The organism is Flavimaribacter sediminis (assembly GCF_019492055.1).
GTDB lineage: Bacteria > Pseudomonadota > Alphaproteobacteria > Rhizobiales > Rhizobiaceae > Flavimaribacter > Flavimaribacter sediminis.
The window spans coordinates 221,708-237,660 of the sequence record NZ_JAICBX010000001.1 but is presented as its reverse complement, the minus strand read 5'-3'; the positions used below and the strand labels follow the sequence as shown (position 1 = coordinate 237,660).

The 15,953-nt window shown below is 61.2% G+C and carries 15 protein-coding genes; 4 read left to right on the top strand and 11 right to left on the bottom strand.

Going from position 1 to position 15,953, the window contains the following annotated elements:
* Nucleotides 1-10: 10 nt before the first annotated feature.
* Together K1W69_RS01110 and K1W69_RS01105 are read left to right on the top strand one after the other, a co-directional pair.
* Nucleotides 11-577 carry an RNA polymerase sigma factor gene (locus K1W69_RS01110; RefSeq protein ID WP_220226489.1) on the top strand — a complete coding sequence of 189 codons (567 nt, stop codon included), beginning with the start codon at nt 11-13 and terminating at the stop codon, nt 575-577.
* The gene (locus K1W69_RS01105) at nt 567-914 is read left to right on the top strand and encodes a hypothetical protein (protein WP_220226488.1); all 348 of its coding nucleotides are present in this window, start codon (nt 567-569) and stop codon (nt 912-914) included. Before K1W69_RS01110 ends, K1W69_RS01105 begins: the two co-directional genes overlap by 11 nt.
* Nucleotides 915-935: 21 nt before the next feature.
* On the opposite strand, the gene K1W69_RS01100 is transcribed toward K1W69_RS01105, so the two are convergent.
* The gene (locus tag K1W69_RS01100; protein ID WP_258570762.1) at nt 936-1,532 is read right to left on the bottom strand and encodes a class IV adenylate cyclase; all 597 of its coding nucleotides are present in this window, start codon (nt 1,530-1,532) and stop codon (nt 936-938) included.
* Nucleotides 1,533-1,608: 76 nt separating this feature from the next.
* On the opposite strand from K1W69_RS01100, the gene K1W69_RS01095 reads away from it, so the two are divergent.
* Nucleotides 1,609-2,070: a GNAT family N-acetyltransferase gene (locus K1W69_RS01095; protein WP_220226487.1), complete on the top strand. Its 462-nt coding sequence runs from the start codon at nt 1,609-1,611 to the stop codon at nt 2,068-2,070.
* 7 nt (nt 2,071-2,077) lie between these two features.
* On the opposite strand, the gene K1W69_RS01090 is transcribed toward K1W69_RS01095, so the two are convergent.
* Nucleotides 2,078-2,542: a hypothetical protein gene (locus tag K1W69_RS01090; protein WP_220226486.1), complete on the bottom strand. Its 465-nt coding sequence runs from the start codon at nt 2,540-2,542 to the stop codon at nt 2,078-2,080.
* Between the two features lie 285 nt (nt 2,543-2,827).
* On the opposite strand from K1W69_RS01090, the gene K1W69_RS01085 reads away from it, so the two are divergent.
* A complete protein-coding gene (locus tag K1W69_RS01085) occupies nt 2,828-3,682 on the top strand; it encodes an alpha/beta hydrolase family protein (RefSeq protein WP_220226485.1) in 855 nt (284 codons plus the stop codon).
* 21 nt (nt 3,683-3,703) lie between these two features.
* Here K1W69_RS01085 and murB read toward each other — a convergent pair whose 3' ends face one another.
* The 9 genes from murB to ftsL form a co-directional block, all read right to left on the bottom strand.
* Nucleotides 3,704-4,675: a UDP-N-acetylmuramate dehydrogenase gene (gene murB / locus K1W69_RS01080; protein WP_220226484.1), complete on the bottom strand. Its 972-nt coding sequence runs from the start codon at nt 4,673-4,675 to the stop codon at nt 3,704-3,706.
* On the bottom strand, nt 4,668-6,086 hold the full coding sequence (gene murC / locus K1W69_RS01075; RefSeq protein ID WP_220226483.1) for a UDP-N-acetylmuramate--L-alanine ligase: 1,419 nt from the start codon (nt 6,084-6,086) through the stop codon (nt 4,668-4,670). Before murC ends, murB begins: the two co-directional genes overlap by 8 nt.
* A gap of 26 nt (nt 6,087-6,112) precedes the next feature.
* Entirely contained in the window at nt 6,113-7,204 is a 1,092-nt protein-coding gene (gene murG / locus K1W69_RS01070) for an undecaprenyldiphospho-muramoylpentapeptide beta-N-acetylglucosaminyltransferase (protein ID WP_220226482.1), read from the bottom strand.
* Nucleotides 7,205-7,206: 2 nt separating this feature from the next.
* A complete protein-coding gene (locus tag K1W69_RS01065) occupies nt 7,207-8,367 on the bottom strand; it encodes an FtsW/RodA/SpoVE family cell cycle protein (protein ID WP_220226481.1) in 1,161 nt (386 codons plus the stop codon).
* A complete protein-coding gene (gene murD, locus K1W69_RS01060; RefSeq protein WP_220226480.1) occupies nt 8,364-9,776 on the bottom strand; it encodes a UDP-N-acetylmuramoyl-L-alanine--D-glutamate ligase in 1,413 nt (470 codons plus the stop codon). The genes K1W69_RS01065 and murD overlap by 4 nt, the downstream gene beginning before the upstream one ends.
* Before the next feature lie 4 nt (nt 9,777-9,780).
* Nucleotides 9,781-10,878 carry a phospho-N-acetylmuramoyl-pentapeptide-transferase gene (mraY, locus tag K1W69_RS01055; protein WP_220226479.1) on the bottom strand — a complete coding sequence of 366 codons (1,098 nt, stop codon included), beginning with the start codon at nt 10,876-10,878 and terminating at the stop codon, nt 9,781-9,783.
* A complete protein-coding gene (locus tag K1W69_RS27260; RefSeq protein ID WP_220226478.1) occupies nt 10,878-13,778 on the bottom strand; it encodes a UDP-N-acetylmuramoyl-L-alanyl-D-glutamate--2,6-diaminopimelate ligase in 2,901 nt (966 codons plus the stop codon). Before K1W69_RS27260 ends, mraY begins: the two co-directional genes overlap by 1 nt.
* An 88-nt stretch (nt 13,779-13,866) precedes the next feature.
* On the bottom strand, nt 13,867-15,591 hold the full coding sequence (locus K1W69_RS01045) for a peptidoglycan D,D-transpeptidase FtsI family protein (protein ID WP_220226477.1): 1,725 nt from the start codon (nt 15,589-15,591) through the stop codon (nt 13,867-13,869).
* Nucleotides 15,591-15,953, bottom strand: a complete 363-nt coding sequence (gene ftsL / locus K1W69_RS01040) for a cell division protein FtsL (protein WP_220226476.1) — start codon at nt 15,951-15,953, stop codon at nt 15,591-15,593. The genes K1W69_RS01045 and ftsL overlap by 1 nt, the downstream gene beginning before the upstream one ends.

Genomic DNA, 15,953 nt, shown 5'->3' with positions numbered 1-15,953 from the left:
GCGGCGCACCATGGCGCACAAGCCGATACTTTACGGGAAGGCCGCTGAAGCAATGATCGTCGGGCTTGCGCGCTCCGGCGACCGCGAAGCGTTCGCCGAGCTCGTGCGTCGGAGACAGTCATGGATTCGAAACCTCATGCGCCGCTTCTGCCATGACGACCATCTCGCCGACGACCTTGCGCAACAGGTGTTTCTGCAGGCCTGGCGCCACATCCGGTCTTTGCAGCAATCGGATCGTTTTGGCGCCTGGCTGAGGCGGCTTGCCGTCAACACATGGCTGCAGCACCGTCGCGCGAACGATCCCATTCGCAACGCCGACGAGCTCGACGAAACTCACGTCGCAGCCGAAGGCCCGGCGGGAATGGCCTTCGACCTCGACCGAGCGCTGGCGAGCCTGCCGGAAGCGCCGCGGCTTTGCATTGTCCTGTCCTACAACGAAGGCATGACCCATGAGGAAATCGCGGAGCTGACGGAATTGCCGGCAGGCACTGTCAAATCGCATATCAGACGAGGCGCCGAGCGGCTGCGTCAAATACTGACCGATTACAACGATGGAGCGAGAAACCATGGACAATAGTCGCGACCCGCAAATCCAGGCCCTTTTCGCCAGCGCCGAGCATCCTCTCGACGATCAGGCCTTCGGCGACAAGGTCATGGCGTCGACCCTCGGATCGTCCAGACGATCCGGCCTCGTCAAAGCTGCAATCGGCGTCGCCCTCGTCTTCTGCCTGTTGCTGACAGCGCCGCTGTTGCTGGAGCCCGCGCTTGCCCTGGGCAAGCTCCTGCTCATTCCGCTTTTCACGCCGGACAATGCGGTCGCGGCCTTCCTCATCTCGCCTGTGAACACTCTGGCGCTTCCGGTGGGCATGCTTTTGCTGCTGTTGTGGTTCGCCTTGCGAAAGCTCTCTGCCTGACTGGCGCCGGGGCCGCCCGCGTCAATCGCTTTCTGAAAGCATGGAGCGATAGGACCGCGTCTGCAGAGCAGACTGACGCAGTTGCAGCTTTTCCGCAAAAGCGTCGATTCTGCTCGCCCAGAATGAAAGACTGGCCTCGTCATCCGTCATGACCGCAAGTTCCACGAAGGAACCGAGATTGGGGACACGGTCCAGGGTGACGTGGAAGTCGCCGACAAAATAGATGTCGCGGTCCTTGACCAGTCTTCCGGTTTCCTCGAATCCGAGAGACATGAGAATAACAAGCGCCTTGTCGAAGCCTTCGAGATCCATGGCCACGCACGCATCCGCGCCGGGCCCCTTGCTGATCCACAGCACGCGCTGCGACGGCTCCATCAGACGCACAACCTGCTGCTGCCCATTTTTTGAAAGTCGTCTGTCGGCGGTATCCAGAAAGACATCGGTTTCCCGATTGCCGAGCGTAAATGCGACGGCTTCGAGAGCACGCAATCGTTCTCTCGTTGCGGTCAGATCGTCGACAGCGAATTTGCGTTCGACTTCGAATTTTCCGACGAAATGATCGCCTGGATCGACCAGCATTCCTCGATTGGCGAGGCTTGTTTCCATGATGTCCGCCATTGACCCCGGTTTCGGGGCCGGTTCAAAATCGAATTCCAGAATCTTTAGCAGCTCTTTCTGCAGATAGGACATACGGATGGCAATTTTTATTCGCAGCGGCGCGCCGGAAGACGCGCGTGTTCTGACCGAGCTGTCTATGCGCTCCAAGCAGTCCAATGGTTACGACGACGCCTTCATGGAGGCGTGCAGAGATGAACTTGCTGTCACGCCGGACCTGCTGCGCGCGCACCGGCACTGGATTGCGCAAGTCGGAAACAGCGTTTGCGGATGCGTCTGCCTTGCAGTCGATGACGACGGCGCGCAGGGCGAGGTCACCACGTTTTTCGTCGATCCGGCATGGCAGCGGAAGGGTGTTGGCCGCATGCTCTGGGAAACACTGCTGACATGCGCCAGGGCATTGCAGCTCGAGGCGCTCTATCTCGACGCCGATCCTTTCGCCGTCCCGTTCTACGAGGCGCTGGGCTTCGGCAAGATCAAAGACGCGCCTTCCGGTTCGATACCCGGCAGAACCATACCGCATATGCGGTTCAGGCTTTGACGACGCTTTAGGGTCTGGCACTTTCCGCCCGGCGCCGGAGGCCGTTGAGCTGTCGACGCTGCATCACGAAATGGACCGGCGGCGCAATCAGCCTTGCGACCCATCCGGAGACGGAGACAAGCCCGAACACCGGAATGCGGAGCACGAGAAAGCCCGGTCTTGCGCGAACGTGCAACCGGGTTCCATCCGCGATGGCGCTGAGCGTGAAGGTCCAGTTGGCGCGGTCGAATTCCTTTCGCCAGGCTTCGGTTCCAACGGCGGCGCCGGTGGCGTCCCGGCCGCGCACGCCGAGAGCCATGAATTCGCCCGGCTCAAACGCAGTCAGAATGAATGCGTCCGTGGCGCCCGGAAGAGCTGAAAACAGATTGCCGACAGCAATCGTCTGAAGGGATTCGATCACTGTATCGCTGCTTTTTCGACCGCCATTTTCCAGTCTGTCGTAGCTATACCAGCCGGCGCGGTCGGCGCCCATCCGAAACAGCCACGGCTACACGTCGTTCGGTGAAGCAGAGATATCGATAGCATGGTCCAGTTGACACAGAGGCTTGCGAATGATCCCGTCGCCAGGGAGCTCGCGCGCATTCTCGTCGGCGGTGGCGCGACACAAGTAGGAGTTCAACATTTCCAGCCTGCGAAACCTGAATTCTTTGCTGCAATATCGATCGTGATATCAGGTCTTCGTCGAACACGTGGTCGCTGGCGTGGCGGCCTGTAATACTCTAGACTGATTACACATTTGTGCCTTTCAGGGGAGAGTATGCGCGCACCTGTCAGATATTTTCGGCTCCTTGTTCCGGCCGTTGTCCTTGCCATGACGACGACCGGCGCATTTGCTGCGTTCGAATCCGAGTTCCCGCGCGCCGACGGCAAAATGGTTCCTGTGAAGATCTATCAAGGCAGCAGCGATCCGTGCCCGCCCCTTCTGGTGATCTCTCACAGCTTCGGCGGCTCGAAAAACGCTTCTTCGAACATCGCCGAAGCGGCAGACGAGGCCGGTTTTCGGGTGATCGTCATGGAACACACCGAAAGCGGGCGGGAAGCTTTTCGAGAAATTGTGGAAGGCGCAAATTCAAGGCAGGATTTCCGCGACGCGATTGGCAGCCAGGAGCGGCATCAGGCGCGTTTTCTCGATCTCGACGCGATCTGGGACAAGGTCACACGCATCTGCATTCCGCCGTTCTCCGTCCTTGCCGGGCAATCGATGGGCGCGCAGACAACCATGATGGAAGCCGGAGCCGTGGCCACGATCGGCCGGTTTGGCGCGGATCGCTTCGACGCCTATGTGGCGCTGTCGCCCCAGGGCGTCGGAACCCAGTTCGAAGAAGACGCCTGGCGAAACGTCAAGAAGCCGGTTCTCATGATTACCGGCACAAGAGATAACGGCGAGGACGGCGCGTACGAAAACAGGCTTACTGCCTTTGAAGGTCTGCCTCCTGGCTTCAAGCGTATCGTCGTGATCGACAACGCCACAAACCGCGATATCAGCGGGCATGGAGCCAACAGCGTGCGCGATCTCATACCCCAGGTCGTCATCGAGTTTCTGGACAATGTCCGCAACAACAAGATGGGCCAGCCAAAGCTGCATAACGGAGTCACGGTAAGCGACAAATAGTCCTGCGGCTCCACCCGGAAATCAGAGCATCAGGCCAAGGAACTCCTGGACTATGTGGCCGGACCTGAACAGGCCGATGCGCTTGATCTCCCATTCCAGGCGAATTCCGGATTGTTCGAGAACCTTTGCCCGGACCGTTTCGCCGAGCACCTCGAGGTCATAGGCCGTGGCGGTTCCGGTATTGATCATGAAATTGCAATGCATGGGCGACATCTGGGCGGCGCCGACCATGAGGCCTCTGCAGCCGGCATTGTCGATCTCTTTCCAGGCGGATGTGCCGGGCGGATTCTTGAAGGTTGAACCACCGGTCTTTTCGCGGATCGGCTGGACCGTTTCCCGATGGTTCTGGACGTCATCCATGTCACGGCGGATCGTGTCCCGGTCTTCGTTGTAACCCTCGAAAATCGCACGGGTAAAAATCAGACCGTCCGGCGCGCCGGAATGCCGGTAGGCGTATTTCATGTCCTCGTTGCTCAGCACAAGAGGCTCGCCCCGCCGGTCAATCGCATGGATTTCGACCACGCGCTCACGGGTCTCGACATCGTTGGCGCCAGCGTTCATGCGCAAAGCGCCGCCAACGGCGCCGGGAATTCCGTGATAGAAGTGAAAACCGCCGATACCGGCATAGTGGGCGGCTGACGCCAGCCGCTTGTCCGGACACGCGGCGCCGGCCTCCATGCGCGTTTCGGCAACCTGGCTCACACTGCCGAAACCCTTGGCGGTGAGACGGATCACGACGCCGGGTATTCCGCCGTCGCGCACCAGGATATTTGAGGCCGTTCCGACAACCGTGACAGGCACATCCGTCGGCAGGGACTTCAGGAACGTGGAAAGATCCTCTTCATCCTCCGGCTGAAACAGCAGTTCCGCCGGTCCGCCAACCCTGAACCAGGTCACGCTGGACATCGGACTGTCCGGCGTCAGACGCCCGCGAACGGATTTCAGCGCAGGCTCAAGGGATGCGAACAACCTCTTTCCGTCGACTTCAGCCATTCTGTTTCCCTTCCAGCGCCTTCAGCCTGTCGGCAAGGGACGCCGCCCAGCCGGTGATGCTTCCGGCTCCAAGACAGACGACGAAATCGCCGTCGCGCGCAACCGAAGCGACGGTCTCGGCAAGCTGATCCGGATCGTCAAGCAGTCGTGCGTCGCGATGACCCGCCGCTTTGAGGCGCGACACAAGTTCCGCGGAATTTACGCCTTCAATCGGGTCTTCTCCAGCAGGATAGACCGGTGCGATCACGACCGTGTGGGCGTCGTTGAAGCACGCCGCGAACTCGCCGAACAGGCTCTGCAGGCGGGTGTAGCGATGCGGCTGCGCAATGGCGATGACATTGCCGCTGCAGGCCTCCCGCGCGGCGGAAAGAACCGCCTTGATCTCGACCGGGTGATGTCCGTAATCGTCGAAGATCGTAATGCCGTTCCATTCGCCGACATTGGTGAAGCGCCGCTTCACGCCGCCGAATCCGGACAGTCCGCTTGCGATCGCTTCCGGCGATATGCCAAGTTCGTGCGCAACAGCGATCGCCGCCGTTGCATTGGAGACGTTGTGTCGGCCCGGCATCGGCAGCCTGAGCCCCGGAATGTCGATGATTTCTCCGGTTTTGCGTTCGCGGATCGCCACGTCGAAGACCGAAACTGCGCCGTCCATACGATGATTGTGATACCGCACGTCGGCCTGCGGATTCTCGCCATAGGTCACGATGCGCCGGTCCCCGATCTTGCTGACCAGCGACTGGACTTCCGGATGATCGAGACACATCACCCCGAAGCCGTAGAAGGGCACGTTCTCGACAAACTGCGCAAAGGCTTCGCGCACCCTGTCGAAAGTCTTGTAATGATCGAGATGTTCCGGATCGATATTGGTGACGACGGCGATATCCGCCGGAAGCTTGAGAAACGTGCCGTCGGATTCGTCAGCTTCGACCACCATCCAGTCGCCCTCGCCCATGCGGGCGTTGGTGCCGTAGGCGTTGATGATTCCGCCATTGATGACTGTCGGGTCAAGCCCGCCGGCGTCGAGCAGCGTCGCGACCATCGACGTGGTCGTGGTCTTGCCATGCGTGCCGCCGATCGCCACGGCGTTGCGAAATCGCATGAGCTCGGCGAGCATCTCTGCGCGGCGCACGATCGGAAGCGTGCGTTCGCGCGCGGCGACGAGTTCCGGATTGTCCTTGTGGATCGCCGTCGACACGACAACCACCTCGGCCTCGCCAAGGTTCTCCGCCGCATGGCCGATCGCGACCGGAATGCCCTTTTCCCGCAGGCGCTGCACATTGGCGTTGTCCGAGATGTCGGATCCCTGGACGGAGTGACCGAGATTGGAGAGCATTTCTGCAATGCCGCTCATGCCTATTCCGCCGATGCCGACGAAATGGACCAGCCCGATATTCTGCGGCATTTTCACTGGACGTTCCCCCGCATGCTTTTCCTTTATTCTCCGCCTACTGTCAGGACCAGATTGGCCAGACGCTCCGCCGCGTCAGGCTTTCCCGTAGCCTTGGCGTTGGCCGCCATATCGGCGAGTCGCCCGTCATCCTGCATCAAATCTACCAGAATTCCGGAAAGTTTTTCAGGATCGAGTTCCGATTGGCGGAAAACCATTGCGCCGCCCTTTTGCTCGAGGGCCTTCGCATTCGCAGCCTGATCATGATCGAGCGCGTAGGGATAGGGCACAAGCACCGCCGGCCGGCCGATGACCGAGATTTCCGACACCGTCGAGGCGCCCGACCGGCAAATGACGAGATGCGCATTTGCGATGCGCTGCGCCATGTCGTTGAAGAAGGGCGAGACTTCCGCGGAAACGCCGGCCACCTGGTAGAACCGCTTCAGTTCGTCTTCATCCTCCGGTCTCGCCTGCTGTGTCACTCGAAGTCGATTGCGGCGCACTTCGTCCAATCGGTTGACGACCTGCGGCATGACCTCCGAGAAGAAATGCGCGCCCTGGCTTCCGCCGAAAATCAGCAGGCTGAACGGTTCCTGCTCGCCCGCAGGCGCATAAGGCGTCGACGCGGCTGCGATGACGTCCGGCCGCACCGGATTGCCGGTTTCCTCGATCTTGTCGCCATGTTGTCCGGTCCCTGCGGGAAGAAAGCCGCCGGCGATCGCCGAGACGCGGCTGGCGAGAAACCTGTTCGCCCGCCCCATGACGGCGTTCTGCTCGTGGATCACCGTCGGCACGCCGAGCGACGACGCGGCCATCACGGGCGGCAGTGTCGGATATCCACCGAAGCCGACGACGACATCAGGCTTTATGCGCTGAATGAGCCGTCTTGCGTCGAGATAACCGCCATACAAGGCCATGAGGGTGCGAAACAGGGCAATGGGGCTCTTCGAGGCGATCGTGGCGGACCGCACCACATGCGTTTCGTCAGCGGGAAACTGCTTTGCGTATTTTTCGGCCCGGTCATCCGTGACGAGGTGGACGCGGACGCCCCTTTCCCGGAGCGCGTGGGCCAGGGCCTGCGCCGGAAAAAGATGTCCGCCGGTTCCGCCAGCGCAAAGAAAGACGGTTTTCTGCTCCACGGCTACACCTGCTCGGCGGCGAGCGGCCGTATCACGAACCGCTTCTGCCGACCGCTGGCTCGCTTCTCCGGATTGCGTCGGGTCAACGCCAGAAGGAAGCCCGCCGTGACGGAGATCGCCAGCATCGAGGATCCGCCATAGGAGATCAGCGGCAGGGTCATTCCCTTGGCCGGCAGCAGTTCGAGATTGACCCCGATATGGATCGTCGACTGCAGGCCGACGAGCAGCGTCAGCCCGGCGATCGCAAGACGCGTGAACTCATCGCCTTCCCTGTTGGCGTGCTTCAGGCCCCGGAACACGATGAAGAAAAAGATCAGCGCCAGCGCCATGCAGAACAGGATGCCGAATTCCTCCGCGGCCACCGAATATATGAAGTCCGTATGGCTGTCCGGCAGGATACGCTTGATCGTGCCCTCGCCGGGGCCCTGCCCGAACCAGTCTCCGCGAACGATCGCCTCGCGCGCCGTATCGACCTGGTGCGTATCACCTTCGCCGGTCAGAAACCGGTCGATGCGCGCAGCCACGTGCGGCAAGGTGAGATAGGCGGTCACGAACATGCCAACCGCCATGAAGGCGAGCAGCGCGATCCAGAACCAGGGAATGCCGGCCATGAAGAACAGCGCGCCCCAGGTGATCGTCACCAGAATGGTCTGGCCAAAATCCGGTTGCGCGACCAGAAGGGCGACGACGATCGCGTAGAGAATGATTGCGAAGAGATTGCCCGGGATGTCCGGATTGCGCGAATGCTCTGAAAACAGCCAGGCGCAGATGACGATGAAGGCCGGTTTTAAAAACTCCGACGACTGGACGGAAAAGCCCGCGATCGAAAACCACCGGCGCGATCCCTTGGCCTCGAAACCGTAGAACTGGGTAAACACCATCATTGCGATTGAAATCGCCAATAGCACCAGCGCCCATCGCCGGACCTGGCGCGGCGTGAGAAAGGACAGCGAGATCATGATCGCCAGCGCCGGCGCGATGAACAGCGCATGGCGTTTGACGAAGTGGAAATGGTCGATGTCGAGCCGTTCGGCGACACCGGGGCTCGCCGCGAAGGAAAGCATGAAACCCAGGCCGATCAACGCGACGAAAGTCGCCAGCATATAACGGTCGATTGTCCAGAACCAGTCCGAAACCAGCCCCCGTCTTTCACGGTTCATCATGTGACTGTCTCCTGCTGCCCGACCAGCATGTTCACGCCGTCGAGCTTCGACACATGCTCGACGAAGGCGTTGCCCCTGATCTCGAAATTGCGATACTGGTCGAAACTCGCGCAGGCCGGCGACAGGAGCACAATCGGCTCGCCGCCTTGATCCCGTGCGGCGTCTTCGGCCGCATGAAGCACGGCGCGATCCAGCGTCTCGGAAATCTCATATGGAACCCGGTCGCCGAGCGTCGCGGCGAATGCAGGTGCGGCTTCGCCTATCAAATAGGCCTTGCGCACCCGATTGAACAACCCGGACAGGCTTGCAATTCCGCCCTGCTTGGGCAGGCCGCCTGCAATCCAGTAGACGTCTTTGAATGTCGAAAGCGCCGGCGAGGTCGCTTCGGCGTTTGTCGCCTTGGAATCGTTGACGAACAACACGCGTCCAGACCTTGCGACCGGCTGCATACGATGATTGAGACCGGCGAAATCCGGCAACGCCGCCTTGATCTCGTCAATGGAAAGCCCGACCGCCAGACAGGCGGCGATTGCCGCCGCGGCGTTCTGGGCGTTGTGCGCCCCGCGCAATGTTGCGATCCCTGCGAGTTCGACAATAGCGCCGGACGCGCCGTTTTGCGCTTGCATCAGAACATCGCCCTCGGCGTAAATTCCTTCCGCCACCGCATGACGCTTGGAAATGCGCATCACCTTGCGGCCTTCATGCTCGAGGCGGTCTGCGATCATGACGCACCAGTTGTCGTCGACGCCGATCACCGCTGTGTCACTGCCTGCGACCAGCCGTTCCTTGACATCGGCGTAGTGTTGCATGCTTCCGTGACGATCAAGATGATCCGCTGTCAGGTTAAGCAATATTCCGGCAGTCGGGTTCAGCGTCGGCGCAAGGTCGATCTGGTAGGACGAACATTCCAGGACAAAAAACCGGCCGTCCTTCGGCGGCTCGAGCGACATCACGGCGACGCCGATATTGCCGCCCATCTGCACGTCCCGCCCCGCATGCTCCAGGATGTGGGCGACGAGCGCCGTCGTCGTGGATTTGCCGTTCGTGCCGGTTATCGCAATGAACGGACAGTCGGGCGCTTCCATGCGGCGTTGCCGCGCGAACAGCTCGATATCCCCGATGATTTCCACGCCGGCCGCAGATGCAAGGTCGACCGTCCAGTGCGGGCGCGGATGGGTAAGCGGCACGCCGGGCGCCAGCACCAGGGCGTCCATGTCGCCCCAGTCAACCGTTCGCAGATCCTGCGTCGCAATGCCCGCCTCCTCGGCCGCCGCGACCCGATCCCGGTTGTCGTCGTAGGCGATGACGTCCGCGCCGCCCGCTGCGAGCGCATGCGCCGTCGCCATGCCGGACCCGCCGAGGCCGAACAGCGCAATTTTCTTTCCCTTGAAGGCGGTCGCGGCGATCATCGGCTTACCGCAGTTTCAGCGTGGCGAGGCCGAGCATGGCGAGGCCAACGGAAATGATCCAGAAACGAATAACCACCTGGCTCTCTGTCCATCCGAGCTTTTCGAAATGGTGGTGGATCGGCGCCATCAGGAAAATACGTTTTCCCGTCAGCTTGAAGGAGGCCACCTGCATGATCACCGACAGGGCCTCCATGACGAACAGGCCGCCGATGATCGCCATGACGATCTCGTGCTTTGTGGCGACGGCGACGGTTCCGACAAGACCGCCGAGCGCCAGTGACCCGGTGTCGCCCATGAAAATCGCGGCGGGCGGCGCGTTGAACCACAAAAAGCCAAGGCCTGCGCCGATGACCGCGCCGAGAACCACCGCCAGTTCGCCGGTTCCGGGTACGAAATTGATCTGCAGATAATTGGAGAACACCGCATTGCCCGACAGATAGGCGATCACGCCGAACGAGGCCGCCGCAATCATGATCGGAACGATGGCGAGCCCGTCCAGACCGTCCGTTAGATTGACAGCGTTACCTGCCCCGACAATGACGAAAGCCCCGAACAGCACGAAGAAAATGCCGAGATCGATGACGAAATCCTTGAAGAAGGGAAACGCCAGAGACGAGCCGAAAGTGGAGCCGTTGCTGGCTGCGAGCGAGGCCGTCATGATGAAATAGACGGCAAGGCCCGCGATCAGGAATTCCATCAGCAACCGCATCTTTCCGGAGAACCCGCGGTCGGTCTGTTTGGTCACCTTCAGATAGTCGTCATAGAAACCGATCAGGCCGAAGCCCAGCGTGACGAGCAGGGTCACAACGACGTAGACATTGGACAGGTCGGCCCAGAAAAGCGAACTCGCAACGATGCCGGTCAGCATCATCAGGCCGCCCATCGTTGGCGTGCCGGCCTTCTTGAAATGGGTTTGCGGCCCGTCGGCCCTGATGGGCTGCCCACGCCCCTGCCGGGCGCTGAGGGAGACGATAATCCTCGGTCCGAAAAGGAAGACAATCAGCGCCGACGTCGCCATGGCTGCGCCCGTGCGAAATGTCAGATATCTGAACAGATTAAAGAACTGGAAAAAATCCGAAAGTTCGACGAGCCAGATTAGCATCAGCTGGATACCCCCACCTTCTGTTGCTGCAGCCCGCCCATTGCCGCGTGTTTTTCAAGCAAGGCTTTCACCACACGTGAAAAGCCGATTCCATTGGACGATTTGATCATGATGACATCGCCCGCTTTCACCGTCCGCATGAGAACGGGCATGAGATCGTCGGTTGTCGGAAAATGTTCGACGTGCAGCGCGCCATCCAGACGCTCGCCAAGAACCTCGATCTCGGGCCCCGCCAGCAAAACGATGTCGACTCCGCCTTCGACCAGCGGCGCCTCCAGTTCACCGTGCAGCTTGGTGGAAAACTGTCCGAGTTCGAGCATGTCTCCCAGAACCGCGATCCTGCGGCCGCCCTTGCCCGGCGTCGTGTCGCGAAGCAGCGCAATGCCGGCGCGCATGGATTCGGGATTGGCGTTGTAGCTTTCGTCGATCAGCGTGAAGGAACCGCCCTCAATTTCAAGTTCGTGTCTGGCGCCGCGTCCGGCCGCCGGCTCCATGTCCGCGAAGGCGCCAGCGACTTCATCGAGATCACAGCCCGCGAATTTCGCAGCGCCAAGCACGGCGAGCGCGTTTTGCACGATATGGCGGCCCGGAATACCGATATCGAATTCCAGCACCTGTTTGTCGATCTCGACAACAGCGTGCGACGAGCCCGGCCTGAGCGTGACGTTCAGCAACTGGATATCGGACTGCTTGTGCTCGCCGAACGAATGAATGTTTGCGATCCCGTTGGCGGCGGCGGCCTTTTTCAAGGCGGCGAATTTTTCGCTGTCGCGATTCAGGAGCGCATGGCCGTCCGGTTCCACGCCTTCAAAGATTTCCGCCTTGGCGGCGGCGATCTCCCCGAGGTTCTTGAAGAAACCCAGATGGGCGCTCGCGATCGCCGTAATGATTGCGATGTGCGGGCGGACCATCTTGACCAGCGGCCGAATTTCGTCCGGATGGTTCATTCCGATTTCAAAAACGCCGAACTGTGTGTCGCGCGGCATGCGCGCCAGCGTCAGCGGAACGCCCCAGTGATTGTTGAAGGAAGCCACCGACGCATGGGTTTTGCCCTGGGTGGACAAGAGCTGTCGCAGCATCTCCTTCGTGGTCGTCTTGCCGACGGAGCCGGTGACGGCGATGATTTGCGCCGTGCTGCGCTCACGGGAGGCGACCGCAAGGCGACGGAGCGCCTCCAGCACGTCGTGAACGACAATGAGCGGCACCTGAAGATGTCCCAGTGCGGGCAGCTTCGCCTCTGACACGACGAGCACGCCGGCGCCGTTCGCCATGGCGGCACTCGCGTAGTCGTGGCCGTCAACCCGGTCTCCCTTGATGGCGAAGAAGGCTTCGCCCCGTTTCAGGCTCCGGCTGTCGATGGAAATTCCGTTCACGCCTTCAGGCAGAGCGCCGACGGGACGCCCGCCCATCGCCTTGACCATCTCCGAAGACGCCCAGAGCCATTGCGAGGAACGGACGCTGTCCATGGCCTTTCGAATTTCCGCGTGGTCGGAAAACGGCAGCACCTTGCCTGCGATCGTCTGGCCTTCCTCATGCCCCTTGCCGGCGACGATCAGCGTGTCGCCTTCCTCGAGCATTGAAACGGCTTTGGCGATCGCCATGGAGCGGTCGCCGATTTCAATGGCTCCCGGCGCTTCGGCCATAATTTCCGAGCGGATTGCTGCTGGTTCTTCACTGCGCGGATTGTCGTCCGTCACGATCACCACATCCGCCAGACGCGTTGCGATTTCTCCCATGATCGGCCGCTTGCCGCGATCGCGATCGCCGCCGCAACCGAAGACGACAAGCACCCGGTGCGTCGTGAACGGCCGGACCGACGTCAGCACCTGTTCCAGGGCGTCCGGCTTGTGGGCGTAATCGACATAGGCGGGCGACCCGGCGGTGTTCGTCGCCACCAGTTCCAGACGTCCCGACGCGCCGTGAAGATGCTCCAGCGAAGCGATCGCCTCATCCACCGGAACGCCGGTTGCGATGGCAAGGCCTGCCGCGATCAGCGCGTTCGCCAGCTGGAAATCGCCGGCCAGCGGCAGGTTTACTTCGTAGATCCTGTCGAGGTGATGGATCTCGGCGACTTGGCGATTGCGCTGATGCTCGACCCGCTTGAGGCTGAGAAACGATCCCTTTCGTCCGACGGTCAGCACGTTGAGACCGGCGGCCGTCGCCGCCTCCTCCGCCCTGCCCGACCACTCGTCGTCGGACCAGATGACTGCCGGCGCGCCCTGCGGAAGCAGATCGGAGAACAACCGCATCTTCGCGGCGAAATAATCCTCCATGTCCCGATGATAGTCGAGATGGTCGCGTCCGAGATTGGTGAAGGCACCGGCTGCAAGCCTGACGCCGTCGAGCCTGTGCTGGTCGAGGCCGTGGCTGGAGGCCTCCATCGAGCAATGAGTGACGCCGTCGCGCGCGAGATCTGCAAGCAGCGCATGCAGCTCCACGGGATCAGGCGTCGTCAACTGACCGTAGACATGGCCCTTCGGCGTGGTCACGCCAGTCGTTCCGACCATCGCGGCGGCGGCGCCTGCGCGCTCCCAGATCTGGCGCGTGAAGGAGGCGACGGACGTCTTGCCGGCGGTTCCCGTGACAGCGACCATAACGCCGGGCTGGGACCGGTAGAAGCGCGCCGCAGCCTGGGCGAGAAATTTCCTTGGGTCGCGGACACGGATCACCGGGACCCCGGGATCGGGAAATACGCTGTCGCCGGAAGCGACGATCGCGGCCGCGCCCCTGTCGACAGCGTCGCTGATGAAATCAGCCCCGTCCTGCCTGTAGCCTGCAAGCGCCACAAAAAGATTGCCGGGAACGAGCTTGCGGCTGTCGGACGCCAGTCCGGTCAGCGCGATTTCGGCGATTTCGTGCGGCAGATCCGCCGTGTCTCCGGCAAGGTCAGAAAATTTCATCGTGTCGTATCGCACTTCCCCGGTATGTGTTCCGCAGATGCCCCGATTCCCATCCTACTCACTATTGATGCGGCAGCTAATGACAGCATCAATATGACTCAAGCAAGGCGGTCGAATCGTCTCCGAATGTTGGCCTTACGCCGAGTATCGATGCGGAACGCCGAATGATCGCCTTAACCGTTGGCGCCGCGTTCATTCCGGCGGTGGCCGAATGCTGCCCTTCGGCCGGCTTCGGCTCGTCGACGATCACCAGAACCACGTATTCCGGATCGTCGATCGGGAAAGCCGACAGGAAGGCGTTGAAGCGGACATTCGAGGAGTACCGGCCATTGACCACTTTTTCGGCGGTCCCCGTCTTGCCGCCGACACGGTATCCCTCAACTTCGGCCCTGCGCCCCGACCCCTTCGCAACATTCATTTCCATCAACTCACGCATCTGGTCGCTTGTTTGCGGCTTGACCACCTGCACGGCGACGGCGTTCGCCTCGTCCTCCGTTCGCGGCAGGAAGGTCGGCGGGATGAGCTTGCCGCCATTCATCAGGGCCGCCGCGGCGACTGCGGTCTGCAGCGGCGTGGTGGCGACGCCGTGGCCAAAGGAAATCGTGATCGAGTTGATCTTCTTCCACTCATTCGGCTGGACTGGCGTCTTGACTTCGGGCAGCTCGGTCGTCAGCCGCGAAAGCAGACCGATCCGGGTGAGAAACTCCCTGTGCTGCTCAATGCCGACCATGTCGGCCATCCGCGCCGTCGCGATGTTCGATGAATAGATGAAGATTTCCGGAACCGTCAGTACGCGGTGCTTGCCGTGGAAATCGTTGATCGTATGGCCGGCGATCCGCAGGGGACGGGTCGCGTCGAACGTGTCGTTCATGCCGACGAGCCCGGAATCGAGCGCCATTGCTGTGGTAAAGGCCTTGAAGGTCGATCCCATCTCGTAGGTGCCCGCCGACATGCGGTTCATGCGATCCTTTTCAAGCGCCTGGGCCGGAATGTTGGGGTCGTAATCCGGCAGCGACGACATCGCCAGCACTTCGCCGGTCTTGACGTTGAGCACCACCGCGCCGGCGGCGATCGCCCGGTAGCGCTGCATCGCGGCTGCGAGTTCGTTGCGCACGATATGCTGGACCCGGAGATCGATCGACAGCTCAACAGGCTCCAGATTCTGTTCAATCGTCATACCGGCTTCGGCCAGGGCCGCAAGGCCCTGATCGTCGACATATTTCTCCATGCCGGCGATGCCCTTGTTGTCGATATTGACGATTCCGACAATATGCGAAGCCGTTGGCCCGCCGGGGTAGAAACGGCGTTTTTCCGGCCGGAAGCCGACGCCCGGAAGTCCAAGCGCCAGAATTTCGCTCTGCTGGCGCGGCGTCAGTTGCCGCGAGAGCCACTGGAAGCGCGAATTCGAGGTCAGCTTTCGATAGACGCTGCGCGCGTCGAGGTCCGGCAGCACGGTCGTCAATTTCTCGATTACTTCGTCCGGATCGGTGACCTTGTGCGGCTCCGCGTAGAGAGACACCGTGCGAATATCGGTCGCCAGCACGTTACCGTTCCTGTCGAGGAGGTCAGGCCGGGAGGCCAGCAGGGCGTCGCCCCTGGCGATGCTCGACACCGTCAATTCGTCGCGCAGGCCATATTCCACGAGCCGTCCGGCGATAACCGCATAGACGACGCAGACGCCGGCCATGACGATCATGATCCGGTTTTGCGCCCGCTTGCCGGAGGTCTTGCGCGCGCCCTCGACGCGTCCCGCCACGGGACGCTCTTCAACGTCAGCGCCGGCCTTTGTCCCCGTTTTGCGACGAAACAACATTACCTGTTCACCGACCCCGTAACGATGCTCTCCACAGCCTGCTCTTCTTCGGCCACCTCCGCCGGGGGCAGATCGCTGACCCTTGCGGGAAGCTCCTGCGGACGCACGATCTGGTTCGCCTCCGTGATTTCGAGACCAAGCTGTTCGTGATAGATCTCGACCAGATCCTGAATGCGGGACGGCTGATTGAGCAGGCTCCAGTCAGCCTCCAGAAGATCGATCGTATTTTCCTCAAGCCGGATTTCGGCCTTCAGGCGCTCAACTTTTTCGAGTTCCTTTTCCGCCTCGAACTTGGTCTGGAACGTGAAGACCGCGACAGCGGCCATGGCGCCAATGAATATGAAGTCGGTCGTTCTCAACAT